Below are 25,384 nucleotides of genomic sequence, written 5' to 3'. Positions count from 1 at the left end.
GCATGTTGTATCTGGGCGCTTCAACATTAACACCGCCGGCGCAGCAAACTGCTGGAGAGATAGATTGGCAGCGCTACTATCAGCAGCAGGCAAACGCCAGCCAGCCGCCGTTGTTACAGCATTTTTATCAGGCCGGTATGGTCAGCAGTGCTACAGCAATACAAGACGTACCACTTTTAGCGTTGGATATAGAAACCACCGGCCTGGACCCGGCCAGCAATGGTATTGTCAGTATTGGTACTGTGCCGTTTAACCTGCATACCATTTACAGCTCTCAGGCGCGGCAATGGTTAGTAAAACCACGTTTTGCCTTAAGCGACGCATCCGTCACGCTGCATCGCATTACGCACTCAGATATCGCCGCTGCGCCGGATTTAACCGACATTTTACCGCAGTTATTGCAACAGATGGCCGGTAAGGTAGCTGTAGTGCATTACCATGGTATTGAACGGCCATTTTTGCATGCGGCGGTTAAAACCCGCTTAGGTGCCGGCTTGTTGTTCCCGCTGATAGACACCATGCAACTGGAAGCACGCATGCACCGACGAAAACCTTTAAGTTTCTGGCAAAAATTGCGTGGACAACAACCGGTGTCAATCCGCCTGGCAGACAGTCGCCTGCGCTATGGTTTGCCGCCTTACCGGCCGCACCATGCCGTCACCGACGCCTTAGCCTGTGCCGAGCTGTTACACGCTCAGCTAAGCCGGCATTACTGCGCTGACACGCCGCTAAGCCAGCTATGGTGTTAAACCCGGCGGCCACTTGCTTTTATGCCTTTGGCTTGGCATAGTGCGCAAAATCCCATACAGGTCAGACCACAATGACAAATCACAAACCGAATAAACTGCAGCGTATTGTCAACAAGTGTTATCAGCTGCCGCGCTTTTTGCAGGCCTTCGCCTTAAGTACAGTATTTGGCCGGGTGATTAAATTCGCCGGTACCGCCGGTGTGGAAGTGCTGGAATTAAAAGGCACCCGCTCGGTGCTGCGGCTGAAAAACCGTAAAAAGGCGCAAAACCATATCGGCTCGGTGCATGCTGCCGCTACCGGCTTGCTGGCCGAGTCGGCCACCGGCTTTTTAGTCGGCATCCACCTGCCCGATAACAAGCTGCCACTGCTAAAACAAATGCAGATTGATTATACAAAACGCTCAACCGGTGATTTAACAGCAATAGCCACACTCACCGACGAGCAAATTGCGGCGATGCACCACGAGGACAAAGGCGAAGTCACGGTAGCGGTCAGCATTAGCGACAGCGCCGGTATCGAACCGGTAAACGCTAAAATGACCTGGGCCTGGATACCCAAAAAGCGCTAACTTAGAACAGAATAATCTCTTGCACCGCCGGCGGCTGACGTATAATGCCGCCATCTTGTGCTCAGTTGCTGTCTTGCCTTGTCTTACGAATACCTCGCCTTATTAGCCGCCGCCTGCTGGGCCTGCGGCAGTCTGATGTCAGCCACCGCCTCTACCCATTTGGGGGCCTTTGCCTTTACCCGCTGGCGTATGCTGTGTGCTGCTCTGATGCTGTGGCTAATCGCTGCCGTTAGCGGCGGCTGGGCAACGCTGGCCGTCGATAGCCTGGGTGTGCTGGTGCTATCCGGTATTATCGGTATTTTTATCGGCGACACGGCGCTGTTTGCCGCCATGAACCGCCTCGGCCCACGCCGCGCCGGTGTACTCTTTGCCACCCACAGTGTGTTTTCCGTTGTTTTGGCTTACTTTTTTCTCGGCGAAACCCAATGGGGCTGGACACTGGCCGGCAGCAGTTTACTGATCAGCGGCGTAATGATTGCCATCTTTTTTGGCAAGCGCAAAACCGAACTGCACGCCTGGGAAGCCAACCAGAGCCAGCTTAAATCGGGCGTCGCGCTGGGCTTATTAGCCGCTTTGTGTCAGGCGCTGGCCACCTTAATGCTCAAGCCGCTAATGGAAACCGATATTGATGCGGTGGCCGCCTCAGCGGTGCGGATGAGCACCGCCTTTGTGCTGCATCAGCTGATTTTTATGCTCGGTTTTAAAGTCGCCCGCGCCTATTTGCCGATGAACAAGAAAGTGTTTTTGCTGGTGCTTGCCAACGCCGCGCTGTCGATGGTGCTGGGCATGACGTTAATCCTGCAGGCGCTTAAACACGGCGATGCCGGCATGGTGGCGGTGTTATCCTCTGTCAGCCCGGTGTTGGTGTTACCGCTGCTGTGGCTGGTGTACAAGCGCAGCCCGGCATTGGGCGCCTGGCTGGGCGCTGCCCTTACTGTGCTGGGTACCATACTGATTTTGCTAAAAAACTGACATTGCAACATTTTTGCCGGATACTGGCCTAAGACGTGATTGCCATAACGCAAGCGGAGGCAGGCATGCAGTTTTTATCCAACCTGAGTAACCACCAGCGCCGGCTCAGCCTGCTGCTGTGCCTGCTGACACTGGCAGCCGGCATTTATAGCGGAATAGTGCAGCAGCGGATCGTGAATCCGCTACTGGCACCGCTGGATCAGCAGGCCAACAGCGCACTAAAACACAGCTTAATGCTCAGCAGCGCCTCTTTTGCTACCGCCCGTTTAATCGACCGCGGCATTGCTTTTGTCTCCGAAGCCGAAGTGGGGGTTGGCGTGGCCAGCGTTAAACCCGGCCAGTTATTAAAACCGCTGCAGGATATGGCCGTACGCTACTCTGATGTGATGGTGGTCGCGATGACCTCAATTGGCCTACAGTTGTTTTTGCTCGAATTTGGCAAACTGGCGGCGTTGCCGTTGTTTGGCGGTGGAATGTTAGCCTCAGCAACCTTGCTGCTACTTGGCCCGCCATCCTGGCGCCGCAGTTGCCGCTATCTGCTGCGCGGCTTTATTGCGCTGTTGTTGATTATCCGTATTGGTATACCGCTGGCGGCCTATGGCGTAGCAGGCTTGTCTGACTGGGTACTGACACCGCAGCGTGAGGCAGCAGAAGCGGCATTACAGCTGGAAACTGCGGCATTGCAGCGCACAGAGCAACCGGCGCTTAGCACCGAGCAAGGCTCACTCAGCTGGCTAAAGCAAATGGCGGCGCAGGCCAATGATTTATTTGCCGCGATGAAAAGCTTCTCTGACAACATGGTCGAGAAGCTGATTCAGCTTATCGTGGTATACGCACTGCAAACGCTGATTTTTCCGCTGCTGTCGTTGTATCTGCTGTGGCAAGCAGGCCGCTGGTTTGTACTGCGGCCTATCCCGCTTACACCCGAAAGCGCGATACCAGCCCACTAAGCCGCCGCTCCAGCTCGGTCAGCTCACCGGTTGATTTGGCCAGCTCAGAGGCATTATTGGCCGCCTGATCGGCCAGCTGGGCAATTTCGTGAATACTGCGGCTGATATCGGCTGCCACTGCTGTTTGCTGCTCGGCCGCTGTGGCAATCTGAATATTCATCTGGGTAATGGTACTGACCGATTTGGTAATGGTTTGCAATGACTCACTGGCCTGATCGGCTTGCGCTACCGTTTGCAATGACTGCTCGCGGCCACGCTGCATCACCTGCACTGCCTCTTGGGTGCCTTGCTGAAACACGTTAATCATCTGCTGAATTTCATTGGTACTTTGCTGGGTGCGGGTGGCCAGGGTGCGCACTTCATCGGCCACCACGGCAAAACCGCGGCCCTGCTCACCGGCGCGAGCCGCCTCGATTGCCGCATTTAGCGCCAGCAGGTTAGTTTGCTCCGCAATGCCGCGGATGACATTCACTACCGAGCCAATCTGATCAGCATTAGCCCCCAGTTTCTCAATGGTATCACCGGCTTTATTTACTTCATCTGCCAGTTTATTAATCGAGCTGATGGTTTGCGCTACGCTATGCTGGCCGCCGGCGGCTTCTTTATCGGCTTCCTGCGCCGCGCTGGCGGCTAAACCGGCACTGGTGGCCACTTCCTGTACTGCGGTCGACATCTGATACACCGCCGCCGCCACCTGAGTGGTTTCGGCTTTTTGCGTGCTGGCATCATTATCGGTTAGCTGCACAATTTGCTGCATGGTGCTGGCGGCATGGCTCAGCGCCGTCACCACCTGTTTTACTTCGCTGATAAGCTGCTGAATTTTCTGTGCAAAGGCATTAAAACCGCGGGCCACCTCGCCCACTTCATCCGCAGTATCTACCTGTAAGCGCTGGGTTAAATCGCCCTCGCCCTGGCCAATATTAATCAGCGCAGCGGAGGCATTATGCAGCGGTTTGATCACTAAGCCGGCGACAAACAGCGCCAGCACGATCACCAGCCCCAGCAGCAGCACCGCACTGCCAACAATCATCAGCAGGGTGTCACGGATGCGCGCATCAATCTCGGTTTGCTGCTCGGCCACGCGCCGGTCTATATCGTCGATATAAAAGCCTGAGCCTAAAATCCAGCGGTTGTTGTACATCGCTGTGGCATAACCCAGCTTGGGCGTTAAGCCACCACGGGTTTTCTCATCCCACATATATTCGACAAAGCCGCCGCCTTTTTTACCGGCCTCAATCAGCTCACGGATCAGCAGCACGCCGTTGGGATCTTTAAGGTCAATGAGGTTACGCCCTTCCAGCGCCTGATTAGAGCCGTGCACTATATTGACGCCTTGTAAGTCATAAACAAACATATAGCCATCATCGCTGAACTTCATCGCCCGCATCACGGCTTTGGCATCAGTAAGTTGCTGCTCGGTAGGGTTAGCGCTTTGAAAATATGGCGCAACCGCCGTTACTGCAATGGCAACATGGTGCTGCAGCGCGGTGCGTTTTTCCTGCATCATATCACTGCGAAATTGCTGAATTTCTGCCTCGCCCATGGCGCGCATCTGGCTGTACACCAGCAGCATCAGTGCCAGTACCACGGTAAGCATCGGCAGCACGGCAAGCAGCAGCATTTTGTTTTTCAGCGTAACATTAAGCATAAAGTACACTCCGGCGTGGCGATATAAGGTATTGATCCGTTACAGCATAGTGTAACTAACGGTAAAAGAAAGCCCGATACGACCATAGTCGTGCCCGGCAATTGCATACGTATGCAGCAAAACAATTGCGCCCAGCTGTAATACACTCGGGTTCTGATAAAAGCGATAACATCACAGGGTAGACCATGCAAAAAGCCATTACGTTATTCAGCCTGAGCCTGGCCGGCAGCTTACTGCTGGCATGCAGCAAAGCGCCTGAGCCACAAGACACCGCCCCGGCCACACCAGCCAAGCCGGCAGCAAGCAGCGCCGCTACCTCCACCACTGACGGCAAAGTGGTGGTGTACCAGGTATTTACCCGGCTGTTTGGTAACACTAATACGACCAATACACCCTGGGGCAGCTTAGAAGAAAACGGGGTGGGTAAATTTGCTGACTTTACGCCACAAGCCCTTAGCGCCATTAAAGCGATGGGCGTCAGCCATATCTGGTATACCGGTGTACCGCACCATGCCCTGGTGCGCGATTACAGCGCCTACGGCATCAGCCATGACGACCCGGATGTGATTAAAGGCCGCGCCGGCTCGCCTTATGCAGTTAAAGACTACTACAACGTTAACCCCGATTTAGCGCTGGACCCGGCCAACCGGCTGGCCGAATTTGAAGCCTTAATTGCGCGTACGCACCAACACGGCATGAAAGTACTGATCGACATAGTGCCAAACCATGTGGCGCGCCAGTATCAGTCGCTGTCAAACCCGCCGGGCGTCAGTGACTTTGGTGCCAACGACGACACCAGCGTCGAATATGCGCGCGATAACAACTTTTACTATGTACCGGGCCAGGCCTTTAGCGTGCCGCAGTGGCCGGCTGATTATCAGGTGTTAGGTGGTGAGGCCCACCCGGCCGCCGATGGTAAGTTTTTGGAAAAGCCGGCCAAGTGGACCGGTAATGGTTCACGCGCTGCCCAGCCCGCCTTTGATGACTGGTATGAAACGGTAAAAATAAATTACGGCGTGCGGCCAGACGGCAGTTATGATTTTGACCGCCTGCCCGGTGACTATGCCGAAAAAGACTGGCCGGCGCATTATGCCTTCTGGCAAGGCAAGGACGTGCCGGACTCCTGGCTAAAATTCCGCGATATTACCCAGTACTGGCTGGCCAAAGGTGTGGATGGCTTTCGTTACGATATGGCCGAGATGGTGCCGGTCGAGTTTTGGAGCTACTTAAACTCACATATTAAACACACTAACCCCAATGCCTTTTTACTGGCCGAGGTGTATCAGCCGCAGTTGTACCGCGACTATCTTAAGCTTGGCAAAATGGACTACCTGTACGACAAGGTAGAGTTTTACGACAGCTTAAAACTGGTGATGCAGGGCAAGGGGCCAACCTCAGCGCTGGTAGAAACCCAGCAGCGGATGGCCGATATTGAACACCATATGCTGCACTTTTTAGAAAACCATGACGAGCAGCGCATTGCTGCGCCACAGTTTGCCGGCGCGGCGAAAAAAGGCCTGCCGGCCATGGTAGTGTCGACCACCATCAGCACCTCGCCTACCATGCTGTATTTTGGCCAGCATGTTGGTGAGCCAGGCGCAGGGGATGCCGGCTTTGGTAAAGCCAGCCGCACCACTATCTTTGATTACTGGGGGGTGCCAGAGCATCAAAAATGGATGAACGGCGGCAAGTTTGATGGCGGCGCGCTAAGCGCTGAGGCCAAAGCGCTGCACGCTTATTACCAAAAGCTGCTCAGCTTTAGCGCCAGCGCGCCGGCGCTGCTCGGTGCTTACACTGAGCTGCACAGCGCTAATCTGGCAGCCGGCACGGCCTACAGCGAGCAGCAGCTGGCGTTTGCCCGCTACAACGATGCGCAAAAGCTGCTGATTGTCAGCCACTTTAATAGCGAAACCGCGGTCAGTTTTAACCTCACCGTACCCGCCACCCTTATCAGCCAATGGCAGCTGGCTGATGGCCAATACCGGCTAAGCGACAAACTAAACGGCGGTGAAAATACCTTAACGGTAACCAAAGGTGAAGGTAGCGTGGCGCTGACACTGGCGCCGCTGGCCTCGGTGATTCTGGAGCTGCAACCATGAAGTTAGTGTTTGCTTTCGTTACCCTCTGCTGTGCCTTTTTCAGTGCGGCGGCGCAATACCAGGCGCATCAGCTGGATGGCAATACGCTGCATATTGACACCGATGCCGGCCAAGTCAGCCTGACGTTTTACCGCAACGATGTGGTCGAAGCCTTTTATCAGCCCACCGGTGTAAAGCAGCTGCCGTCTTTTAGCATTAGCCAGCAGCCGCAACCGCTGACACTGCAAGTCGCTGAAAACAACGATAGCTTACGTATTAGCAGCGCCAGCCTGAGCGTGGCCATTAATAAGTCGCCGTTGCAGCTCAGCTATTATCGCGGCGATAAACTGCTGCTGGCCGAACAGCCAGGCTACTTTAATCAAGACGGCAACCACGGCTTTCGCTTTGCGCTAACCGCTGGCGAAAAGCTGCTGGGCGGTGGCCAGCGCGTGCTGGGTATGGACAGGCGCGGCCATAAATTCCCGCTGTATAACAAAGCGCACTATGGCTACAGCACAGCATCGAGCCAGATGTACTTTAGCCTGCCGGCCGTGCTGTCGAGCAATAACTATTTACTGCTGTTTGATAACAGCGCCAAGGGTGAAGCCGATTTAGGCGCGACCAACGCCGATGTGATGCAATTTAGCGCCGAAGGCGGCCGCAGCAGCTATGTGCTGGTAGCCGGCAACAACTACCCGGCCATTATCGACAACTACACCAGCTTAACCGGCAAACCGCCGCTACCGGCGCGCTGGACGTTGGGTAACTACGCCTCGCGCTTTGGCTATCGCAATGAGGCACAAGTGCGTGATGTGGTAAAACGCTTTGCCGACTTGCAGCTGCCGCTGGATGCTTTAGTGATCGATCTGTACTGGTTTGGCCCGGACATTCAGGGCCATATGGGCAACCTGGCCTGGGACAGCAACGCCTTCCCGCAGCCAGAGAAAATGCTGGCCGATCTTAAAGCCGATGGCATCAATACCATTTTAGTCACCGAGCCCTTTGTACTGACCAGCTCCAAACGCTGGCAGGAAGCGGTAGAGGCCGGCGCCATCGCGCCAGGGCTGGACGGTAAGCCAAAAACCTTCGATTTTTATTTTGGTAATACCGGCCTGATTGACGTATTTAACCTTAAGGCGCGCGACTGGTTCTGGCAAATCTATAAAGGCTTAGCCGAGCAGGGCGTGGCTGGTGTCTGGGGCGATTTAGGCGAGCCGGAAGTACACCCGGACGATACCGTGCATGCTATAGGTATGGCCAACGAAGTGCATAATGCCTTTGGCCATCAGTGGGCCGACATGGTGTACAGCGGTATGCGGCGCGATTTTCCTGAGCAGCGGCCCTTTATTATGATGCGGGCAGGCGCCCCCGGTAGCCAGCGCTTTGGTATGGTGCCCTGGACCGGTGATGTTGACCGCAGCTGGGGCGGCCTGAAACCACAGGTTGAACTGGCACTCAGTATGGGCCTGTTTGGTTTTGGCTATATTCACTCTGATCTGGGCGGCTTTGCCGGCGGTGAAAAGTTTGATAAAGAGCTGTATATCCGCTGGCTACAATATGGCGTGTTTCAGCCGGTATACCGGCCTCATGCGCAGGAGCATATCGCACCGGAAGTGGTGTTTCACGATCATGACACCATTGACACCCTGCGCCCCTGGCTAAACCTGCGCTATCAGCTACTGCCATACAATTACAGCCTGGCCTATCAGCACAGCCAAAGCGGCCTGCCGTTAATGCGACCGCTGTTTCTGCTGGATCAGCAAAACCCGGCCCTGATGGATGAAAACAACAGCTACCTGTGGGGCGACGCCTTTTTGGTAGCACCGGTTACCGAGCCAGGTGTTAAGAGCTGGCCGGTGCAGCTGCCGGGCGGCGTCTGGTTTGATTATTTCAGCGGCAAACGTTATGCCGGCAGCGGCAAAGTCGAGGTGCCGGTAACCCTTGATACCATACCGGTGCTGGTAAAAGCCGGCAGCTTTGTGCCAATGGTGGCGCCGATGGCCAATACCCGCGATTACAGCAGCCGTGAGCTGACACTGCATTTCTATGCCGACAGCAGTGTAGACTGCGCCAAAGGTGAAATGTTTGAGGACGATGGTAAAACACCGGACACCATCGCTAAAGGCCAGTTTGAACTGTTGAATTTCTACTATTTAAATCAGGATAACCAGCAGAAATTTGAACTGCGCCGCAGCGGCAGTTATCAAGGTATGCCGGCCAGCCGTGAGCTGACCCTGGTGGTACATAACCAGAACGCTAAACGTTCACATATCAGCGTCGATGGCCGTTATATCCAGCTGGTGCCGCAGCAAGCGCGGTTTAACCGCATGCAAAATGTCGCCTGGTACGATAAAGCCAGCCGTCAGCTAAAGGTGAAGCTGGATTGGCAGGCGGATAAGACACAGCTAACGATTAAATAGATAAAAATTGTCGTGGGTAAATTGGACATCCGATGTTAGGTGCCGACCGGTTTACCCACGCCAACACGCCGTAAATACGTCCTTGTAGGCTCGATTCGGCCATCCTGGCCTGCAACGGTTGGCTTAGAGTAAACCAATCTGCACCTGTTGCCGTTCCTTTGCTGCAATTTCTTAAGCGTAGTTTTTCTATTACAATGACTAAGTTATCTGACCAAGGATGCCATAAGTGTACACAGCCGATTTTAACCATAAGCGCAAATTTATCGTCAAGCTGGGCAAGATGCTGCACAAGTACGGCACACCAGCGTACCGGCTGGAAGCGCACTTAGCCGAGCTGACCACCCATTTGGGCTTAAAAGGCTCCTTTATTATCTCGCCTACCTCAATGACCTTTGTGCTGTGGACTGAAGGCCACGAGCAGGAATATACCCATGCCTCGCGGGTAAACCCCGGCGATCTGGATTTAGGCGCGCTGTCACGCACCGACGAACTGGTTGATCAGGTATTGCAGGGCAAGGTTAGCATTAACGAAGCCGATGCGCTGCTGGACGCCATAGATACCCGCCCCAGCTCTTACGGCAAACTGGCGACCGCTGTTGCTATGATGGCCTCGGGCGGCGCTTTTGCCATGCTAATGGCCACCAGCTGGAACGATGTGCTGTGGTCATCGCTGCTCTCGTTAGTGGTATACCTGTTTATGCTATGGGCCGCTTACTCGCCGCGTATCGCCAATATGCTCGAGCCGTTAGTGGCACTGGCCGCCGGCATTGTTGCTTGTGCCATCAGTGCTTACATTGACCCTGGCATTAATATCCGTTTAGCGGTGCTGTCGGCCATTATTGCCTTTATTCCCGGTTTAGCACTGACCATCGGCTTTGCCGAGCTGGCGGCCCGGCACCTGGTGTCAGGCAATGCCCGCATTATGGATGCGTTAATGCTGCTGTTTAAGCTGTACTTTGGTGCGCTGTTAGGCATTGAAATCGGCTTTGCCCTGTTTGGCGTGGTCGACTTTGTCAAACCGCCACCTATTTCCCACCACTTTGCCTGGCTGGCCGTCGGTATACTGGTTAGTGCGCTGATTGTGCTGTTTAAAAGCCGCGGTAAATACACGCTATGGTCGCTGGCCGCCGGCTTTATTGCCTACGGCGTCAGCTTTAGCGGCGCCACCTTATTTGATGCCACTATCGGCGCCTTTTTAGGCGCCTTTGCCGTTGGCCTGTACAGCAACCTGTTTACCCGGCTGGCTAACGCGCCGGCCGTTATCGTCGCCATGCACGGCCTGATCGTGCTGGTACCGGGCAGCAAAACCTATATCGGGCTAAACTCGCTGATCTCCGGTCAGGATTTTGTCGTGTCAGACCGGGTGGGCCAGCAAACCTTTTTAATTTTAATGGCATTAGTGGCGGGGCTTATTTTTGCCAATGTGGCCTTACCGCCGAAAAAGAGTTTGTAAAAAAAATACTGCGGCCTGTCGAATTGGCTGCTGCTGATGCGACTAACTATGCTTATTCAACCAACAGGAGCATAGTGATGAGCAATAACAGCAAAGCCGGACAACAAATTCATGATCTGATAAACCAATATGTCAGCGCCGTCCGCAAAAAAGATCTGACGCGGATTGCGTCGCTGTACAGCGAAGATGTGCGCGCTTTTGATGCTATTCTGGCACTGCAGTTTAACGGCAAAGCCGCTTATATGGCGCATTGGCAACACTGCATGCAATTTGCCCCCGGCGATATGCACTTTGAGGTGCATCAGTTGCAAGTTGAAGCCACTGAGCAGTTAGCCTTTAGCCACAGTGTGAACCTGTGCGGCTGCACCGATGACCACGGCAAACAGCAAAGCAGCTGGATGCGGTCAACCCAATGTTGGCGCCGCGATACCGATGGCTGGAAAATTGTGCATGAGCATTTTTCTGCGCCGTTCGATATAGAAAGCAATCAGGCGATGTTTAACCTGCAACCTTAAGGAGCCGCAGCATGAAATATCTGTGTCTGGTGTACAGCGACGAAAACAGCCTGCATAACCTGCCCGACAGCCCGCATGACAGCGAGTGCCAGGCCTATGCCGAAAAAGTACAGGGCAGTGGCCGGATGCTGGCGGCCGAAGCGCTGCAGCCGGTGAGCACCGCCACTACTATCCGGGTGCGCAGCGGCAAAGTCAGCATTACCGATGGCCCTTTTGCTGAAACCAAAGAGCAACTGGCCGGCTTTTATCTGGTAGAAGCACACGACTTAAATGAAGCCATCCAAATTGCCAGCGGCATACCAGCAGCGCGGGTGGGCTCGGTTGAAGTGCGGCCGGTACGTCAGTTGGCTGTTTGAGCCAGGCGTTTAAACACCAATGCCGGTTAATCCCGCCCACCACAGCCAGTTACAGGCCCGGCTTAGCAGCTTATATAAGCAAGAGTCGCGTAAGGTATTGGCCACGCTGATCCGCCTGCTGGGTGATTTTGATTTAGCCGAAGAAGCGCTGCATGAGGCCTTTCATGCCGCGCTGCAACAATGGCCAAAAGATGGCATGCCGGCCAACCCAACTGCCTGGCTGGTGTCGGCCGGGCGCTTTAAAGCCATCGATCAGCTGCGTAAAACCGCCCGTTTACGCCAATTGCCGGATGAGCTGTTAGCGCAGCTAAGCGCGGAGCAGGCGCCGGACACTGAGCCGATAAGCGATGACCAGCTAAGACTAATCTTTACCTGCTGTCACCCCGGGTTAGCCGCCGATGCGCAGCTGGCATTAACCCTGCGCGAGGTGTGCGGCCTGACTACCGAGCAAATTGCCAGTGCCTTTTTAACCAGCCCGACTACAGTAGCGCAGCGCATAGTGCGCGCCAAAGGTAAAATCCGCGACGCGCGCATTCCGTACGAAGTACCGCCGCTTGGCGAGCTGCCGCAGCGGCTGGATAACGTGTTACAGGTGATCTATCTGCTGTTTAATGAAGGTTATTCGGCATCGACGGGCGAGCAGCTGCTGGATATCAGCCTCAGTGATGAAGCAATACGGCTGGGCCGGCTAATGCTGCAACTGCTGCCCGATGCGGAAACGGCCGGCTTGCTGGCGCTGATGTTGCTGCAGCATGCCCGCCGCGCCGCCCGCATTTCCGCCCAAGGCGAGCTGGTATTGCTGCCACAACAGGATCGCAGCTTATGGCAGCAGGATGAAATCCGCGAAGGCAGTGCATTAGTGCAATGGGCGCTACGCACCCGCCGTATCGGCCCTTATACCTTGCAGGCTGCGATAGCGGCCATCCATAGTGAAGCGGTGTCGGCAGACGACACCGACTGGCATGAAATCAGCGGCTTATACACTTTATTGCAGCAGGCAGCCCCGTCGCCGGTGGTGGCGCTAAATCGCGCGGTAGCCATAGCCATGCGTGACGGCCCGGCCGCCGGTTTGGCGCTGATTCGTGAGCTGGAACAACAAGGCGAGTTGAGCCAATATCATTTTCTGTACGCCGTCAAAGCGGATTTACTGCGCCAGCTTGGCCGTAACAGCGAGGCGCTTCAAGCTTATCAATATGCACTAAGCCTGTGCAAACAGGCGCCGGAACAGCGCTTTTTACAGCAGCAAATTGCCGCGCTGCAAAGCTGATTCAGGCCGGCACTGCACTGGTCAGGTCAGTGGCTGAATACGTATGCAATAACCGCCTATACCTTGCTGCAAACTGCTGCAATGCTCTAGGGTAAAGCTTTGTCATTGTACCGGAAATACTAATGCGCCTGTTTTATACTCTGTGCCCATTGTTCGCCGTTATCACCTCGTTATCACTGTCGGCTGCCACGCTTAGCGTGACATCACCCGATGGTAATATTGCGCTAACCCTGGATGACAGCAACCTAACCTATCAGGTGCAGTTTCATGGCCAGCCGGTTATTGCGCCTTCAAAACTCGGCTTTCGTTTTCTGCAGCTACCTGCAATAGCCAGCGGCTATAAAATTACTCAGCATAGCCGCAGCAGCGTAAACCAAAGCTGGCAGCAGCCGTGGGGCGAGCGCGAAACCGTGGTCGATCAGCATAACGAGCTCACCGTAACGCTTAAACACCCACAGCGCAAAGCGCCTTTTACGCTGCGCTTTAAGCTATTTAATGACGGCCTCGGCTTTCGTTACGAAGTACCACAGCAGGGCGTGGCGAAGCTGGATATTATTGACGAGCTGACTGAGTTTCGCCTCAGCGACAGCAAGCAAACTACCGCCTGGTGGATCCCGGGCCGCGGCTGGAACCGCTATGAAATGCTGTACCGCACTACAGCATTAAACGAAGTTGACCGCGCCCATACGCCTTTTACCTTTAAACTGCCAAGCGGCGTGCATTTAAGTATTCATGAAGCGGCACTGGTCGATTTCGCCGCTATGGTGCTGGATCAGCAGCGCGATGGCGTATTAAAAAGTGACTTAACGCCCTGGTCAGACGGCATTAGGGTGAAAACCAACGGCAGCTTTACCACGCCATGGCGCACTATCCAAATTGCCGACAGTGCGGTTGGCCTGTTAAATTCCGATTTAATTTTAAACCTGAACGAGCCCAATAAACTTGGCGATGTGTCCTGGGTAAAGCCGGGCAAATACGCCGGTATCTGGTGGGGCATGCATCTGGGCAGCCAAACCTGGGGCAGCGGGCCTAAGCACGGCGCCACTACGGCAAATACCAAAGCCTATATCGACTTTGCCGCCCAAAATGGCTTTGATGGCGTCTTGGTAGAAGGCTGGAATACCGGCTGGGACGGTGAATGGTTTTTAAATGGCGAAGTATTTAACTTTACCACACCCTACCCGGACTTTGATTTAGCTGCCGTTACCGCTTACGGTGCCACCAAAGGCGTCAAACTCGTCGGCCACCATGAAACCTCCGGCCATATTAGCAATTACGAAGCGCAAATGGCCGCTGCGTACGATTTATATGCCAAACATGGCGTCAGCCAGATTAAAACCGGTTATGTCGCCGACGGCGGCCAGGCTACCCGCATTGATGAAAACGGTATAGAACGCAAAGAGTGGCACGACGGCCAGCTGATGGTAAACCACTATCTGTATTCGGTAACAGAAGCGGCGAAACGGCAGATCAGCATTAATACCCATGAGCCAATTAAAGACACCGGCCTGCGCCGTACTTACCCGAACTGGATCAGCCGCGAAGGTGCCCGTGGCCAGGAATACAACGCCTGGGGCTCGCCACCCAACCCGCCGGAGCATACGGCGATGCTGCCGTTTACCCGCATGTTATCCGGCCCGATGGACTATACCCCCGGCATCTTTAATCTGGCCTATAACGGGCTGGATGCGGAAAACCGCGTGCAAACCACCCTGGCCAAAGAGCTGGCGTTATATGTGGTGCTGTACAGCCCAATCCAGATGGTGGCCGATTTACCCGAGCATTACGACGCCCACCCCAAAGCCTTTCAGTTTATTAAAGATGTACCGACCGACTGGGCACAAAGCCAGGCGCTGCAAGGCGAAGTCGGCGATTTTGTCGTGTTTGCCCGCCAGGATAAGCACAGCAATGACTGGTACTTAGGCGCGCTAACCGACGAGCAAGCGCGCACGCTAACGGTGAAACTGGACTTTTTGCCGGCCGGTAAACGCTTTACTGCACAAATTTATCGCGATGGTAAAAACGCCGACTGGCGCACTCAGCCGTATGACATCATCATTGAACAGCAAAGCGTCACCGCCAATGACAGCTTAACGTTGCCGCTGGCCAGCAGTGGCGGTACCGCCATTCGTTTTAAGGCACTATAAACTATGTACGCTAAAACCTTACTGGCGCTTGGCGCCGCCGGCGCCCTGCTCAGCAGCAATGCTGTGGCACAAAGTTTCCAAATAGAACGGTTAGAGCCGGCTAACTGGTGGGCCGGCATGCAGCACCCGCAGCTGCAATTGATGCTATACGGCGATAAGCTGGCCGATTGCCGCGTTAGCCTTAACTATCCCGGCGCGGTGCTTAGCGGCACCAACACCACCGCTAACCCGAATTACCTGTTTATCAACCTGACGCTGGCTGCGGATATTGCCCCCGGCGAACTGCCTATTACACTGACATGCGGCGCTGACACGCAAACCCTGGCGTATCCGCTGTTAGCACGGCGCCCCGGCTCAGCGCAGCGCCAAGGCTTTCAACCCTCTGATGTGATTTACCTGCTAACACCTGACCGCTTTGCCAACGGCGACCCGACAAACGACACCCTGCCCGGGATGCTGGAGCGCGCTAATCGTGCTGATGACAGCGGCCGCCACGGCGGCGATTTAGCCGGTATGGCACAGGCGCTGCCCTATTTGGCGGAGATGGGTTTTACTGCTATGTGGCCCACACCGCTGACCGAAAACAACCAAAGTGCCTATTCCTACCACGGCTATGCCGCGACCGACTTATACAAAGTAGATGCGCGCTTTGGCAGCAATGCGCAGTACCGCGAGCTGGTGGCCAGCGCCAATCAGCTGGGTATTAAGGTGATCCAGGATATTATTGTGAACCATATTGGCCATCAGCACTGGTGGCTAAGCGACCTGCCAGACACCAACTGGCTGAATAACCAAGCCTTTTTAACCGGCGGCGCCTTTGTCGGCACTAACCATAACCGCAGTACTATTCAGGATCCATACGCCAGTAAAGTCGATACCGCGCAGTTTACCGATGGCTGGTTTGTCGACACCATGCCGGATTTAAACCAGCGCCATCCGCTTTTGGCAACCTATCTGATTCAAAACAGTATCTGGTGGGTGGAGTACGCTAATTTATCCGGCATCCGCGAAGATACCTACAGCTATGCCGACAAAGCCTTTTTAACCGAGTGGGCTCGCCGGCTGATGCTGGAGTACCCCAATTTTAATATTGTCGGCGAAGAGTGGAGCCCCAACCCGCTTATCGTATCGTACTGGCAGCGCGGCAAGCAAAATAAAGATGGCTATGTGTCGCACACGCCCAGCATGCTGGATTTTCCGCTGTACGACGCCCTGCTAAAAGCCTTAACTACAGAGGAGAGCTGGAACGGCGGCTGGATTGGCTTATATGAGATGCTCAGCAACGACCATGTCTATGCCGACCCGTTTAACCTGGTGATTTTTGAAGGTAACCACGACACCGCGCGCATTTTCTCCTTATTAAATGAAGATATGGATTTATACCGCATGGCCATCAGCTACCTGGCCACCATGCGCGGTATACCACAGCTGTTTTACGGCACTGAAATTGCCATGCAAAGCCCCAAAGTGCGCGACGACGGCAAAGTACGCGCCGATTTCCCCGGCGGCTGGGCTGGCGATAAGGTAAACGCCTTTACCGGCCAGGGCTTAAACGCCACCCAGCAAAGCGCCCAGCAACTGGTAAAAACCCTGCTGAACTGGCGCAAAAGCGCCAGCGCCATTCACAGCGGTAAGCTAATGCACTTCGCCCCCGATAACGGCACCTACACCTACTTTCGTTACAATAACCAGCAAACGGTGATGGTGGTAATGAATAAACAACCCCAGCCGGTAACGCTGAATTTGGCGCGTTTTAACGAGGTGCTACCACAAGGTAAAACCGCCACTGAGGTGATTAGCGGTAAAACAATAAAGCTGGATAAGCAGCTTACCGTACCAGCCCGCGGCACCTTAGTGCTGGATATTCGTTAGCCCCCACGAAACGCAGCGGCGCAAGCCGCTGGTGTTTTTTTTACTCGCCCCCCTTTCACCCACGCACGCTGGCCCAGCACAGAACATGTAGTTGATTTAGGGCTAAATGTTGGCTAGTTTAGCGGAATGTAAATGCTAGATAGAAAGGATCGCACGCAGCATGAAAGCGTGCACGTCCCAAACTACTAAGCGTTAGGGCCCCGAGTATTAAAAACTAAACAAGCTGGAGAGTAGTTTGATTCAAGAAAAAAGAGAGCAGATTAAAGAGATATTGTCTCAATGTGTTAAAGGCGCAATTGATAGAACCAAAAAGAAAATTGAGGCTGAAAAGTCACATAAACCGTTTCACCAAGCCCTTTTGACGGAGGATATTGTTCGTATTTCTTCGTTCGAGAGATCATTTTCTACATCCTTTGGTCAAGGGCCAATTGAGAAAATTTCCGAATTGGTTGCTATTGAAAATGGGTTTGAGGCGAAAAGGCAAAAAGAAACGCTTCTTAATTTATACAAAGGCGCTGTAGATGAGGTGGAAAGAATTTCATCTGCGCTACGGGCTGGCAACCAGAGGCCAAATTGGTCAAAGGAAATTCAAACCTTGTCGGCCTTTAACAAAGGTGATACGGTTATTAGAAGAGTAATTTCTGATCTTTGGCTAAAGAAAGGAGATAAAGAGTACTTCTTTTCTATTAAAACCGTTACACCTAATTTGGATCAGTCAGAAATAGCCAAAAAAGATATGCTACTTCTTAAAGCTGAGAATACTAACTACAATACCTTTTTTGCGCTTTACTATAATCCCAACGGAAAAAATAGAGCAGACTATAATCATTCCTTCCCCATGAAGATGTTTGATATGCACCAAGATGAGTGTGTGCTTATTGGCGAAGATTATTGGAACTTCATCGGTGGAGAAGGTGCTTATGAAGATCTGCTAGACATTTTTTCAGAGGTTGGAGAGCAAACAAAAAAAACGCTTCTAAATTTTTAAAAAAGGCTTTATAAAGCCTTTCTTTTATTTGAGTTCGAAGATTTTCTGGAGTTTGAAAGGTTTTGTGAAAATTCCGCTCTCCACGCGATATCATCTGTATTCTTGTAGCGTGAGTATTTAAAGTTTACTGGCTGTATCACTTGAATGCCTCTTAAAAGCCGAAATATTAAGCTGCCAACGGCGTAGCCAAGGCCTACAGGCACTGCATTACCAATTTGTTTGTATTGTTGGATTAATGGCCCGGCTAGTTGCCATTTGTCTGGGAATTCTTGAATTCGTTTGTATTCTTGCACTGAAAGTGGCCTATCTTCTTCAGGGTGAGCTAAATCTGTTGCAGGCATAGCAGGGTGAGTTACTAAAGTAGGCGATGGCTTATTCCATGCTAATCGACGAAGAAAACCTGTTTTACCACCACCAGAATAAAAAGATTTACCCATAGCCTCCTTTTGCAAATCTATTGGTAGACTTTTCCAATTTTCACCTGCTTTGAGCAATTTGTAGTACTTAAGTCTTTTTTCTGGAAAATTCAAATGGTCATGCTTATCCAGCTTAGAAATACAGCGTTTCACAGTGTTCCATTTTGGTAACCCATGCTCACCATGCTCAGAATGAGTAGGAACAAGATATGGAGGTCTTTTTCTATCTCGCGAACATATGATAATCACACGCTCCCTAATCTGAGGGGTGCCAAAGTTAGCAGCGTTATATAGATTAAACGAGAACCCATATCCCGAGCTTTCCAGTCGCTTTAATATGAAATTTAGAGCACCACCCTTCAGCTCATCTTCGTCTAGTTCAGTATACCCTTCACCTCTTTTATAATGTGGCCTATGCTCCAATGGACAAGAAAGAAGGCCGCGAACATTTTCTATCACAAAATATTTAGGTTTAAGTTGCAAGCAGAGATCTAAAAATTTAAGAAAAACGTTTCCTCTATCGTCATTAAAACCCTTCCGTTTGCCAGCGGTACTGAAAGCCTGACAGGGAGGACCTCCAACGATCAAATCAATATCGTCTTTTTCAGTTAAACCTGCCGCTTGACGAATGTCGCCTGCGTCGTAGTGATTAATATCACTAAGCAATGCGGCGTTTGGTTTATTGAGTGCGATTGTTTGTCTACAATATTTATCAATTTCACATGCTAAGCGTATTTCAAAACCTGCTTTTTCAATGCCAAGATCAAGGCCCATTGCGCCAGAGAAGAAACTAAGGGCGATAGGCTTCTGCTTGTTTACATTATAGGCGGGGTGATCCTCGGCAATTTTATGAGCAGTTTTCAAGCCATATGAGTTTAAGCTATCCTTATCAATAATCCATGAATTTCCCACTTTACGAGCATCTAGTTCAGATGTTCGGCATAGTGTGCGAACTCGTTGAACGCTAATATTTAATTGTTTTGCGGCATCTTTGATGGTGATTTCGGTACTCATTACTAGTTTCCTTTGCGAAACCTTAAACACGTACCATGATAGCTGTACATATATACATGTCAAGCCCTAACAAACGCATTTTGTCGGACTGGGTTTCCGCTGCGATCCAAACCCGCCGCAAATGCAAGCGTTAACTGTATCGAGATCGGTATCGTGGAATCAAATATTGTCTACGCTGAATTCAGCTATTTGAGAGGCTTTGGAAGGCCAAGTGTGGGTAATACCTAAAGGTAGCAAAATTCCGGGTGATCTAGTGTTTAACAAGAAAAAGGGGTCGAGAAAAAGGGGGCGTAGCTAATTAACGTTGATAAAGCTAAGCCACTGCTGCACATCAGCTTCGTTAAAGTTACCAATTAAGCGGTAAACGTTGTTGCTACCATCAATGATAATAAAAACTGTATTGTCAGCAGCGCCTTCGTTTACCCGCACATAAGCTGTCACATTGCCATTGGTAAACTGCATTAGCTGGGTTTCAGTCTCGATACCAAACACCTGCAGTAAGGCTTGCTGTTGAGGCGTCAGATTTGAACTGTCACGCCAGTAAAACAAAGCATCTAATGCCTGGCGGGCATTTTCGGCTTCTAAGCGCGCTGGCAAACCAGACAATGCTTTTTCCGCTGACTCATAACTTAGCGCATCAAAGCGCTTATCGCCTTGTTCAAACACGATGGTTGGGGTTGCGCCCGCCAGCACTTCAACCTTGCTGTAAGTTGCGGCGCTGGTACAAATACGCAGCTCCACAAAAGTGATAACCACAGCATTACTGTTGCAGTTAAATGCAGGCCAGGCTGTAACTGTTGGCTGCGCGTGTGAATTACAGGCAGACAGGGTAAACAACGAAAGCAATCGCAGTTGCTTAGTCCAACCAGTGTTACTCCACCTCAACAAATTCATCTGGCTTAAAGTTATCTTTGTTGGCTTCGTACTGAGCTTTAAAAGCCGCATCTGCTTTTTGATCTGATACCGGCCAGTTGATATCCAGATTTTTCAGAAAATCATCAAACGCTATCCAGCCAACCACGCGGACTGACGCATCTAACTGCCACTGCTCGCCATCCCATGCGATAACTTCATAAGCGCCAAAGCCGGTTTGATAGCGCACAGCAGCGAAATACGTGCCTTGCTGTACAGGCTGTTTATCTTCAATCCAATTAACGGCAAGTTTAGTTTTTTGCATCACATCTTATTCCTGAAAGCTTCGGCGGTATTGATAAGCCAGCTCATGTACTCTGCCTTGTTGGCTTCGGCATGGGCACCGGACGGGATAAAGTCTATCAGATAATAGGTATTGATGCTGGTAGCACCTTCGGTGTATATCAACGCAGCATCACTGGTGTTGCCAGCACCAAACCTTACTACTTTCACCCGGTCCAAAATATGAACATGCCGTAAACCGGCATTTTCAGCATAGGGCCTGGGCTCATGATACGGCACATCTTTACCAAAATAATTTACCCGCTCACCCTCTTTGTAGCGTTTAAAATCCCGGATCAGTAGGTCAAGATCCTGATTGTGCTTTCGCTCATTATTCAGTACATCACGTACAAAGACGCGCACTTTCTTCGGAGTAATCACTGAGCAGCCCCCTACTTAACTTCAACAAAAACCGGTGCTTTGTCATTCGGAGTCTGTTTAACACGCTCGAAGCTGTCTTTAACTCTCTTTTCAGACACCGGACTGGGAATAAATTTGCGGCTTGCAGCAGGCTTTTGTTTTGCGGATTTTGTGCTCATAAGGACTTTCCTGTCGTTTAAAGCACCAAATAATACACTTATTTTAAACATTAAATAAACAAAATAATGCTAAGCTTTAAGGCTGGCAACTTATATAACCCGTTGCATCGGAGCTGAGCATTCATCAGCAATGCGGAGTTATCGATTGCCGGAATAGATTTAATGAACTAGATTAACCGCTTAACACATGTATAAGCACGCTGGCGACTGAGTAACTATGGAAAATTTAGTACGAATATTTGAAGTTCTGGCGTGGCCAATCACAACCATCGTTATAGTGATTATGTTGCGATCTCCTGTACTGGAACTGATATCCACGCTGAAAAAGCTCAAATATAAAGACTTAGAGTTAGAATTTGAAAAGGAAGCGCAGAATATCTTAGCCGCAGCGGAACGAGATTTGCCTGATCCAATAAAATCAGAGCAGACTGAAATTGAAGACACCGATATACGCTTCTCTCATACTCGTTTACGCTTAGACCCATCGGCCGAAATACTTGGGTCTTGGCGTGATTTAGAGTTAAAGCTGCGAGAACTGTCAAGTGGGCAGCGAGGCAACCTCAGCACGGGACACATCGTAAGAGAACTTGCTAAATCAGGAAAAATATCGTCAGAAATAGCAAACGTTATTTTGGAGCTATCATATTTAAGAAACAAAATAGCTCATTCTGATGAAGAGCTGATATCTCACAATACCTCGTCCTCATTTATGGAATCAGTTGCTCGTGTCTTACCACTGTTGGAAGACGTTGACAGGACTCACGGCCAAAATGTTATGCGCCACTCCAACACATGAAAATCTTAAGAGATCCTCTGTAAAGCTGCTCTGGAAATATTAGCTTACGCAGCAAAACCAAGCTACAAACCCAATGGCAGTTGTATTGTCTAGTGCATAATTTGGAGAAGGTAAGCCGGTAAGGCCAAGTACGCTAAAGCGAGGTGGAGAGCCTGTTAAACTTGTTAATAGCTCGACTATATAAGCAAATTAACATCAGAATGAATCCTGTCTTGAAATTCCCAGCAGAAACCTGCAGAGTTGATAACAAATAATACACAGAATGGCCCGGGGTAGAAATGCAGTGTGCTCAGCAGGTTTTTCTACAGGCTCGTTATAGCGTATAAGGCATCAGCATGAGTGAGTTCTGGAAGTGTGTTGCATGCGGTGCCTCAAACACCGCTGATAAGTTAGAGTGTCAGAAATGTGGTGTTGCTGGTGAAAGATTATCGGCGAAACAGCAGGCTGAAAGAGCATTAAGCATGTCTGAAAAATCAGAATTCAAATTTGAATGCATGAAGTGTAATTGTCATGATTTTGAGGTGGGTCAGTTTCGTGGCAAAGGAGGCCTTTTCTCAGCCTTATTTAACTTCAACAACACTCGGTTTTATTACATAAGCTGTAAGTCATGTGGATTTACCGAGTTTTACAAGAGAGATCTCAGTGACGGCCAAAAAGCACTGGATTTGTTTACGGGGTGATATGCTATAACAAGCGCAGTCACAATCGGCCACTGCGTGGCCTCACAAGTTCGCGCGCATGCGAGGGGCGTTAGCTGCTAAATGAACACAAGAGAGCCTTAAGTTTGGAAAACATTGACTACTCAAAATATTCATTGAATGAATTGTACCAAGTTAGAGATGATGTCAATAAGGATGCTTATCCTGAACGGTTTGAAGCGATCTGTCGTGAAATCGACATTAAAGAATCAAACCTGCCTAGCGAAGCTGACATCGACAATCTTCCAGACGATACTGTTGCAGCCATAAATAAGTGGTTTGTTCGGTTTATATCAGTAGTGACGATAGGCGGGGCATTTACTGGTATAACCTTGTTCACTTCAAATTTTCAATCCATATCTGGCATTATTAACCATCTCATATATATAGCTTTTATTTGCGTTTATATTTGGGGGATTTGTACTTCCGTTAGACTTTTTGAAAATAAAACAGTAGGTACGCTCAGAGAAAACCTTCTCTTCTGGCAAATCCAGATTCCTATTTTTATGTCGCCGCTTTTAGGCTACCAATTTGCTAATGGTCTATTTCTAAATGTCTGGGTTTCGAGCAATTCAGGCTTCGAATATGCTGCTACTATAGGAAGTGTTTTTAATTTTGTAGTTTTTCAATATCACCAACCATGGGCAATTGGCGTTAATCTATTCGCTGTTGCTATATCGATTGCTATTTACAGACACATTAAAAACTGTGTTAAGTAAGCAGCTAACAAACGCGGGCTGCAGATACGCCTTTCGCGACTGCGTTAAGCGATAGCAGGTATCATGGAAACTTTAGTTCAGCTTGCAGTGCTGGTTTCTTTGCCAATTTATTTTGGTATAAGACATTACTGTGAGTATGAATCTTTTGATAGCGCCAAATGGGGACTGCCTGAAAAGCTTGCCGCTTTGTTCTTTATTCTTTATATCGGTTTTTTTCTGCTAGTTGGTAGGGAACATTTGTATTCTTTGCAAGAGTTTGGCGCGGATAATAGAAAATTCGGCTCCTTTTTTGTATTCCCCTCGATCGCTTTTGCAGTAGCGCTGTTTCCCAAAATAGCTGCAGAATATTCTGAGCACTACGCCGGGCTGGCAGCTACAGGTATGCAAAGGATAGTTGGCATTTTTGGATGGGCTTACTTGCTTGTTCTGTTTTTAACGTTGGTTTGTTAATTGTGTTTATGGTGTTTTAGATGCATAAATTAATTATCTTGATATTAATTTTCGTAGCGAATGACGCTTTAGCATGTAGCTGTATAAAAGCTGAACCTTCCGAGTACTTTGCTCAAGCTACTAACATAAATTATGGCCGGGTTATTGGGTTAGAAATACTTGTTGATGACAAAGGCAATGAGTTACAGCAAGTACTAATAGCTAATTCAGAAACATTAAAAGGGAGCAATACATCTCTGGTCTTTTCTCAATTAGATGATGGAACATGCAAAGGTAATAGCTTTATGCTTGGCTATCACTATGTGATCTTCACCACCAAAGATAATTGGACAACGGGTGTATGTGGTGGGACAGAAGTTATATTGCCAAAAGCGAACTTTTCCCAAGATTATTTAAATACATTACGTGAAATCAGCCTTAACGAGGCAATAAGCTCGGGTTCGTAGTAATTTGGCCAGTTTCTCGCAAAGCCCCGGAGGTATAAATGACCACTCGTATTTTAAACTACATTCTCGCGTTCATTTTCTTCGCCTCCGGCGCGGCGAAATTGCTATCGTTGCCATTTGAACTTGAAGCCTTTGCCCGTTGGGGCTACCCCATTGAATTTATGTATTTTATTGGCGTAGCTGAGTGCCTTGGCGCTATCGGGCTACTTATCCCTCGCTTGTCGTCCTGCGCGGCTTTATGCCTAACCGCGCTTATGCTTGGCGCTGTCGCAACGCACCTTATGCATAAAGAATGGCCAATGCTCACTGTTGCGTCGGCGATAACGCTGGCGACATGCTGGCGCGCCTGGGCTGGCCGCAGCGAGATACGTCAGTTATTAACAGCGCTCCTTGCCAAAAACTAGCCTAAACAAGCCGTTAAGAAGAACGGCTAACACTTTGTCTTCCCAGAACCTTTCAGCGAGCTATTCTCAATACCCCAAACTAGCGCTGGCTTAAATTGCTTTGCCCACAAAGTGACACTATAGTATCACTTACTGTTTAATCTAAGGTGAGCCTATGAAAGTTGAGCTAGTGACTAACCTAAAACGTCAGGCGACCAAAATTCTGGCCGATTTGCACGTGTCAAAAGAGCCGGTGCTTATTACAGAGCATGGCCAGCCGTCGGCCTACCTGGTTGACGTGCAGGACTATGAATTTATGCAGCGTCGCCTGGTGCTGCTTGAAGGGCTTGCCCGTGGCGAGCGTGCGGTACTTGAAGCCAAAACCTACAGCCAAACTGAAGCGCAAGAGAAAATGCGTAAATGGCTGAAGTAATCTGGACGGAGCCGGCGCTGCAACAACTGGACGCCATTGCGGAATACATTGCTTTGGATAATGCCGCTGCCGCACGTGATCTGGTGCAAGACGTTTTCAACAAGATAGAGCGTTTGGAATCTTTCCCTGCCTCGGGCCGCATACCGCCCGAGCTGCCTGATTCAGTATATCGGGAAGTAGTGGTGCCGCCCTGTCGCATTTTTTATCGTCAGGAAGCCCAGCAGGTGTTTGTGCTATTTGTTATGCGGGAGGAGCGCCAGCTTCGTAGCTTCATGCTGGAAAACCGCTAGCAACCTACCGAATGAAAAGATA

General features: G+C 50.7%; 27 protein-coding genes. 21 read left to right on the top strand and 6 right to left on the bottom strand.

Annotation, left to right across the window (positions count from 1 at the left end; all coding sequences use genetic code 11):
• Window positions 1-2 precede the first annotated feature (2 nt).
• The 4 genes from RNAN_RS08665 (at window position 3) to RNAN_RS08650 (ending at window position 3,240) form a co-directional block, all read left to right on the top strand.
• A complete protein-coding gene (locus tag RNAN_RS08665) occupies window positions 3-749 on the top strand; it encodes a 3'-5' exonuclease (protein ID WP_008220838.1) in 747 nt (248 codons plus the stop codon).
• Between the two features lie 71 nt (window positions 750-820).
• Window positions 821-1,318 carry a DUF4442 domain-containing protein gene (locus tag RNAN_RS08660; protein WP_008220835.1) on the top strand — a complete coding sequence of 166 codons (498 nt, stop codon included), beginning with the start codon at window positions 821-823 and terminating at the stop codon, window positions 1,316-1,318.
• A gap of 57 nt (window positions 1,319-1,375) precedes the next feature.
• Window positions 1,376-2,290 (top strand): DMT family transporter, encoded by a 915-nt coding sequence (locus tag RNAN_RS08655; protein ID WP_008220833.1) that lies wholly within the window; start codon window positions 1,376-1,378, stop codon window positions 2,288-2,290.
• Window positions 2,291-2,355: 65 nt separating this feature from the next.
• Window positions 2,356-3,240, top strand: a complete 885-nt coding sequence (locus RNAN_RS08650) for a hypothetical protein (protein ID WP_008220831.1) — start codon at window positions 2,356-2,358, stop codon at window positions 3,238-3,240.
• Here RNAN_RS08650 and RNAN_RS08645 read toward each other — a convergent pair.
• Complete coding sequence (locus RNAN_RS08645) at window positions 3,209-4,888, bottom strand: methyl-accepting chemotaxis protein (RefSeq protein WP_008220829.1); 1,680 nt, start codon at window positions 4,886-4,888, stop codon at window positions 3,209-3,211. The two genes, RNAN_RS08650 and RNAN_RS08645, sit on opposite strands and share 32 nt — an antisense overlap.
• A gap of 185 nt (window positions 4,889-5,073) precedes the next feature.
• Between RNAN_RS08645 and RNAN_RS08640 the strand changes: the two genes are divergently transcribed.
• From RNAN_RS08640 to RNAN_RS08600, 9 genes are all read left to right on the top strand, one after another.
• Window positions 5,074-6,987 carry an alpha-amylase family protein gene (locus RNAN_RS08640; RefSeq protein ID WP_008220827.1) on the top strand — a complete coding sequence of 638 codons (1,914 nt, stop codon included), beginning with the start codon at window positions 5,074-5,076 and terminating at the stop codon, window positions 6,985-6,987.
• Entirely contained in the window at window positions 6,984-9,386 is a 2,403-nt protein-coding gene (locus tag RNAN_RS08635) for a glycoside hydrolase family 31 protein (protein ID WP_008220825.1), read from the top strand. Before RNAN_RS08640 ends, RNAN_RS08635 begins: the two co-directional genes overlap by 4 nt.
• Before the next feature lie 226 nt (window positions 9,387-9,612).
• The gene (locus tag RNAN_RS08630; protein ID WP_008220823.1) at window positions 9,613-10,839 is read left to right on the top strand and encodes a threonine/serine exporter family protein; all 1,227 of its coding nucleotides are present in this window, start codon (window positions 9,613-9,615) and stop codon (window positions 10,837-10,839) included.
• A gap of 77 nt (window positions 10,840-10,916) precedes the next feature.
• A complete protein-coding gene (locus tag RNAN_RS08625) occupies window positions 10,917-11,354 on the top strand; it encodes a YybH family protein (RefSeq protein WP_008220821.1) in 438 nt (145 codons plus the stop codon).
• Window positions 11,355-11,365: 11 nt separating this feature from the next.
• Window positions 11,366-11,710, top strand: a complete 345-nt coding sequence (locus RNAN_RS08620) for a YciI family protein (RefSeq protein WP_008220817.1) — start codon at window positions 11,366-11,368, stop codon at window positions 11,708-11,710.
• 19 nt (window positions 11,711-11,729) lie between these two features.
• On the top strand, window positions 11,730-12,977 hold the full coding sequence (locus tag RNAN_RS08615; RefSeq protein ID WP_008220815.1) for an RNA polymerase sigma factor: 1,248 nt from the start codon (window positions 11,730-11,732) through the stop codon (window positions 12,975-12,977).
• A gap of 122 nt (window positions 12,978-13,099) precedes the next feature.
• Window positions 13,100-15,124, top strand: a complete 2,025-nt coding sequence (locus tag RNAN_RS08610; RefSeq protein ID WP_008220813.1) for a glycoside hydrolase family 97 protein — start codon at window positions 13,100-13,102, stop codon at window positions 15,122-15,124.
• Window positions 15,125-15,127: 3 nt separating this feature from the next.
• The gene (locus tag RNAN_RS08605) at window positions 15,128-16,996 is read left to right on the top strand and encodes a glycoside hydrolase family 13 protein (RefSeq protein WP_008220811.1); all 1,869 of its coding nucleotides are present in this window, start codon (window positions 15,128-15,130) and stop codon (window positions 16,994-16,996) included.
• Window positions 16,997-17,231: 235 nt separating this feature from the next.
• Entirely contained in the window at window positions 17,232-17,984 is a 753-nt protein-coding gene (locus tag RNAN_RS08600; RefSeq protein ID WP_008220808.1) for a TdeIII family type II restriction endonuclease, read from the top strand.
• An 8-nt stretch (window positions 17,985-17,992) separates the two neighbouring features.
• Here RNAN_RS08600 and RNAN_RS08595 read toward each other — a convergent pair whose 3' ends face one another.
• The 5 genes from RNAN_RS08595 to RNAN_RS19230 form a co-directional block, all read right to left on the bottom strand.
• Window positions 17,993-19,414, bottom strand: coding sequence for a DNA cytosine methyltransferase (locus tag RNAN_RS08595; protein ID WP_008220802.1), 1,422 nt, complete (start codon window positions 19,412-19,414; stop codon window positions 17,993-17,995).
• A gap of 294 nt (window positions 19,415-19,708) precedes the next feature.
• Window positions 19,709-20,170, bottom strand: a complete 462-nt coding sequence (locus RNAN_RS08590; RefSeq protein WP_148275689.1) for a hypothetical protein — start codon at window positions 20,168-20,170, stop codon at window positions 19,709-19,711.
• Between the two features lie 115 nt (window positions 20,171-20,285).
• Window positions 20,286-20,591, bottom strand: coding sequence for a hypothetical protein (locus RNAN_RS18675; RefSeq protein ID WP_008220795.1), 306 nt, complete (start codon window positions 20,589-20,591; stop codon window positions 20,286-20,288).
• Window positions 20,591-20,989, bottom strand: coding sequence for a type II toxin-antitoxin system YafO family toxin (locus RNAN_RS08580; RefSeq protein ID WP_008220793.1), 399 nt, complete (start codon window positions 20,987-20,989; stop codon window positions 20,591-20,593). Before RNAN_RS08580 ends, RNAN_RS18675 begins: the two co-directional genes overlap by 1 nt.
• An 11-nt stretch (window positions 20,990-21,000) precedes the next feature.
• On the bottom strand, window positions 21,001-21,147 hold the full coding sequence (locus tag RNAN_RS19230) for a hypothetical protein (RefSeq protein WP_008220791.1): 147 nt from the start codon (window positions 21,145-21,147) through the stop codon (window positions 21,001-21,003).
• A gap of 217 nt (window positions 21,148-21,364) precedes the next feature.
• Between RNAN_RS19230 and RNAN_RS18670 the strand changes: the two genes are divergently transcribed.
• The 8 genes from RNAN_RS18670 (at window position 21,365) to RNAN_RS08535 (ending at window position 25,362) form a co-directional block, all read left to right on the top strand.
• Window positions 21,365-21,943 carry a hypothetical protein gene (locus RNAN_RS18670; RefSeq protein ID WP_052027274.1) on the top strand — a complete coding sequence of 193 codons (579 nt, stop codon included), beginning with the start codon at window positions 21,365-21,367 and terminating at the stop codon, window positions 21,941-21,943.
• Between the two features lie 335 nt (window positions 21,944-22,278).
• Window positions 22,279-22,623: a zinc ribbon domain-containing protein gene (locus tag RNAN_RS18665; protein WP_052027273.1), complete on the top strand. Its 345-nt coding sequence runs from the start codon at window positions 22,279-22,281 to the stop codon at window positions 22,621-22,623.
• Between the two features lie 104 nt (window positions 22,624-22,727).
• Window positions 22,728-23,360 carry a hypothetical protein gene (locus RNAN_RS08560; RefSeq protein WP_040551905.1) on the top strand — a complete coding sequence of 211 codons (633 nt, stop codon included), beginning with the start codon at window positions 22,728-22,730 and terminating at the stop codon, window positions 23,358-23,360.
• A 63-nt stretch (window positions 23,361-23,423) separates the two neighbouring features.
• On the top strand, window positions 23,424-23,810 hold the full coding sequence (locus tag RNAN_RS08555; RefSeq protein WP_040551904.1) for a hypothetical protein: 387 nt from the start codon (window positions 23,424-23,426) through the stop codon (window positions 23,808-23,810).
• A gap of 20 nt (window positions 23,811-23,830) precedes the next feature.
• Window positions 23,831-24,256 carry a hypothetical protein gene (locus RNAN_RS08550; RefSeq protein WP_040551903.1) on the top strand — a complete coding sequence of 142 codons (426 nt, stop codon included), beginning with the start codon at window positions 23,831-23,833 and terminating at the stop codon, window positions 24,254-24,256.
• A 38-nt stretch (window positions 24,257-24,294) separates the two neighbouring features.
• Complete coding sequence (locus RNAN_RS08545; protein ID WP_008220787.1) at window positions 24,295-24,660, top strand: DoxX family protein; 366 nt, start codon at window positions 24,295-24,297, stop codon at window positions 24,658-24,660.
• 154 nt (window positions 24,661-24,814) lie between these two features.
• Window positions 24,815-25,072, top strand: coding sequence for a type II toxin-antitoxin system Phd/YefM family antitoxin (locus tag RNAN_RS08540; RefSeq protein ID WP_008220785.1), 258 nt, complete (start codon window positions 24,815-24,817; stop codon window positions 25,070-25,072).
• Window positions 25,060-25,362 (top strand): type II toxin-antitoxin system RelE/ParE family toxin, encoded by a 303-nt coding sequence (locus RNAN_RS08535; RefSeq protein WP_008220783.1) that lies wholly within the window; start codon window positions 25,060-25,062, stop codon window positions 25,360-25,362. Before RNAN_RS08540 ends, RNAN_RS08535 begins: the two co-directional genes overlap by 13 nt.
• The last annotated feature ends 22 nt before the right edge of the window (window positions 25,363-25,384 follow it).

Source organism: Rheinheimera nanhaiensis E407-8, from assembly GCF_000296695.1.
Lineage (GTDB): Bacteria > Pseudomonadota > Gammaproteobacteria > Enterobacterales > Alteromonadaceae > Alishewanella > Alishewanella nanhaiensis.
This window is presented reverse-complemented; position numbering and strand designations above follow the sequence as displayed.

What these genes read in the sequence shown, in the direction of transcription:
- RNAN_RS08540 (WP_008220785.1), top strand. Translation starts at nt 24,815, where the DNA reads ATGAAAGTTGAGCTAGTGACTAACCTAAAACGTCAGGCGACCAAAATT.
- RNAN_RS18675 (WP_008220795.1), bottom strand. Translation starts at nt 20,591, where the DNA reads ATGCAAAAAACTAAACTTGCCGTTAATTGGATTGAAGATAAACAGCCT.
- RNAN_RS08535 (WP_008220783.1), top strand. Translation starts at nt 25,060, where the DNA reads ATGGCTGAAGTAATCTGGACGGAGCCGGCGCTGCAACAACTGGACGCC.
- RNAN_RS08545 (WP_008220787.1), top strand. Translation starts at nt 24,295, where the DNA reads ATGACCACTCGTATTTTAAACTACATTCTCGCGTTCATTTTCTTCGCC.
- RNAN_RS18670 (WP_052027274.1), top strand. Translation starts at nt 21,365, where the DNA reads ATGGAAAATTTAGTACGAATATTTGAAGTTCTGGCGTGGCCAATCACA.
- RNAN_RS08645 (WP_008220829.1), bottom strand. Translation starts at nt 4,888, where the DNA reads ATGCTTAATGTTACGCTGAAAAACAAAATGCTGCTGCTTGCCGTGCTG.
- RNAN_RS19230 (WP_008220791.1), bottom strand. Translation starts at nt 21,147, where the DNA reads ATGAGCACAAAATCCGCAAAACAAAAGCCTGCTGCAAGCCGCAAATTT.
- RNAN_RS08610 (WP_008220813.1), top strand. Translation starts at nt 13,100, where the DNA reads ATGCGCCTGTTTTATACTCTGTGCCCATTGTTCGCCGTTATCACCTCG.
- RNAN_RS08550 (WP_040551903.1), top strand. Translation starts at nt 23,831, where the DNA reads ATGCATAAATTAATTATCTTGATATTAATTTTCGTAGCGAATGACGCT.
- RNAN_RS08640 (WP_008220827.1), top strand. Translation starts at nt 5,074, where the DNA reads ATGCAAAAAGCCATTACGTTATTCAGCCTGAGCCTGGCCGGCAGCTTA.
- RNAN_RS08615 (WP_008220815.1), top strand. Translation starts at nt 11,730, where the DNA reads ATGCCGGTTAATCCCGCCCACCACAGCCAGTTACAGGCCCGGCTTAGC.
- RNAN_RS08595 (WP_008220802.1), bottom strand. Translation starts at nt 19,414, where the DNA reads ATGAGTACCGAAATCACCATCAAAGATGCCGCAAAACAATTAAATATT.
- RNAN_RS08650 (WP_008220831.1), top strand. Translation starts at nt 2,356, where the DNA reads ATGCAGTTTTTATCCAACCTGAGTAACCACCAGCGCCGGCTCAGCCTG.
- RNAN_RS08635 (WP_008220825.1), top strand. Translation starts at nt 6,984, where the DNA reads ATGAAGTTAGTGTTTGCTTTCGTTACCCTCTGCTGTGCCTTTTTCAGT.
- RNAN_RS08625 (WP_008220821.1), top strand. Translation starts at nt 10,917, where the DNA reads ATGAGCAATAACAGCAAAGCCGGACAACAAATTCATGATCTGATAAAC.
- RNAN_RS08605 (WP_008220811.1), top strand. Translation starts at nt 15,128, where the DNA reads ATGTACGCTAAAACCTTACTGGCGCTTGGCGCCGCCGGCGCCCTGCTC.
- RNAN_RS18665 (WP_052027273.1), top strand. Translation starts at nt 22,279, where the DNA reads ATGAGTGAGTTCTGGAAGTGTGTTGCATGCGGTGCCTCAAACACCGCT.
- RNAN_RS08665 (WP_008220838.1), top strand. Translation starts at nt 3, where the DNA reads ATGTTGTATCTGGGCGCTTCAACATTAACACCGCCGGCGCAGCAAACT.
- RNAN_RS08555 (WP_040551904.1), top strand. Translation starts at nt 23,424, where the DNA reads ATGGAAACTTTAGTTCAGCTTGCAGTGCTGGTTTCTTTGCCAATTTAT.
- RNAN_RS08660 (WP_008220835.1), top strand. Translation starts at nt 821, where the DNA reads ATGACAAATCACAAACCGAATAAACTGCAGCGTATTGTCAACAAGTGT.
- RNAN_RS08620 (WP_008220817.1), top strand. Translation starts at nt 11,366, where the DNA reads ATGAAATATCTGTGTCTGGTGTACAGCGACGAAAACAGCCTGCATAAC.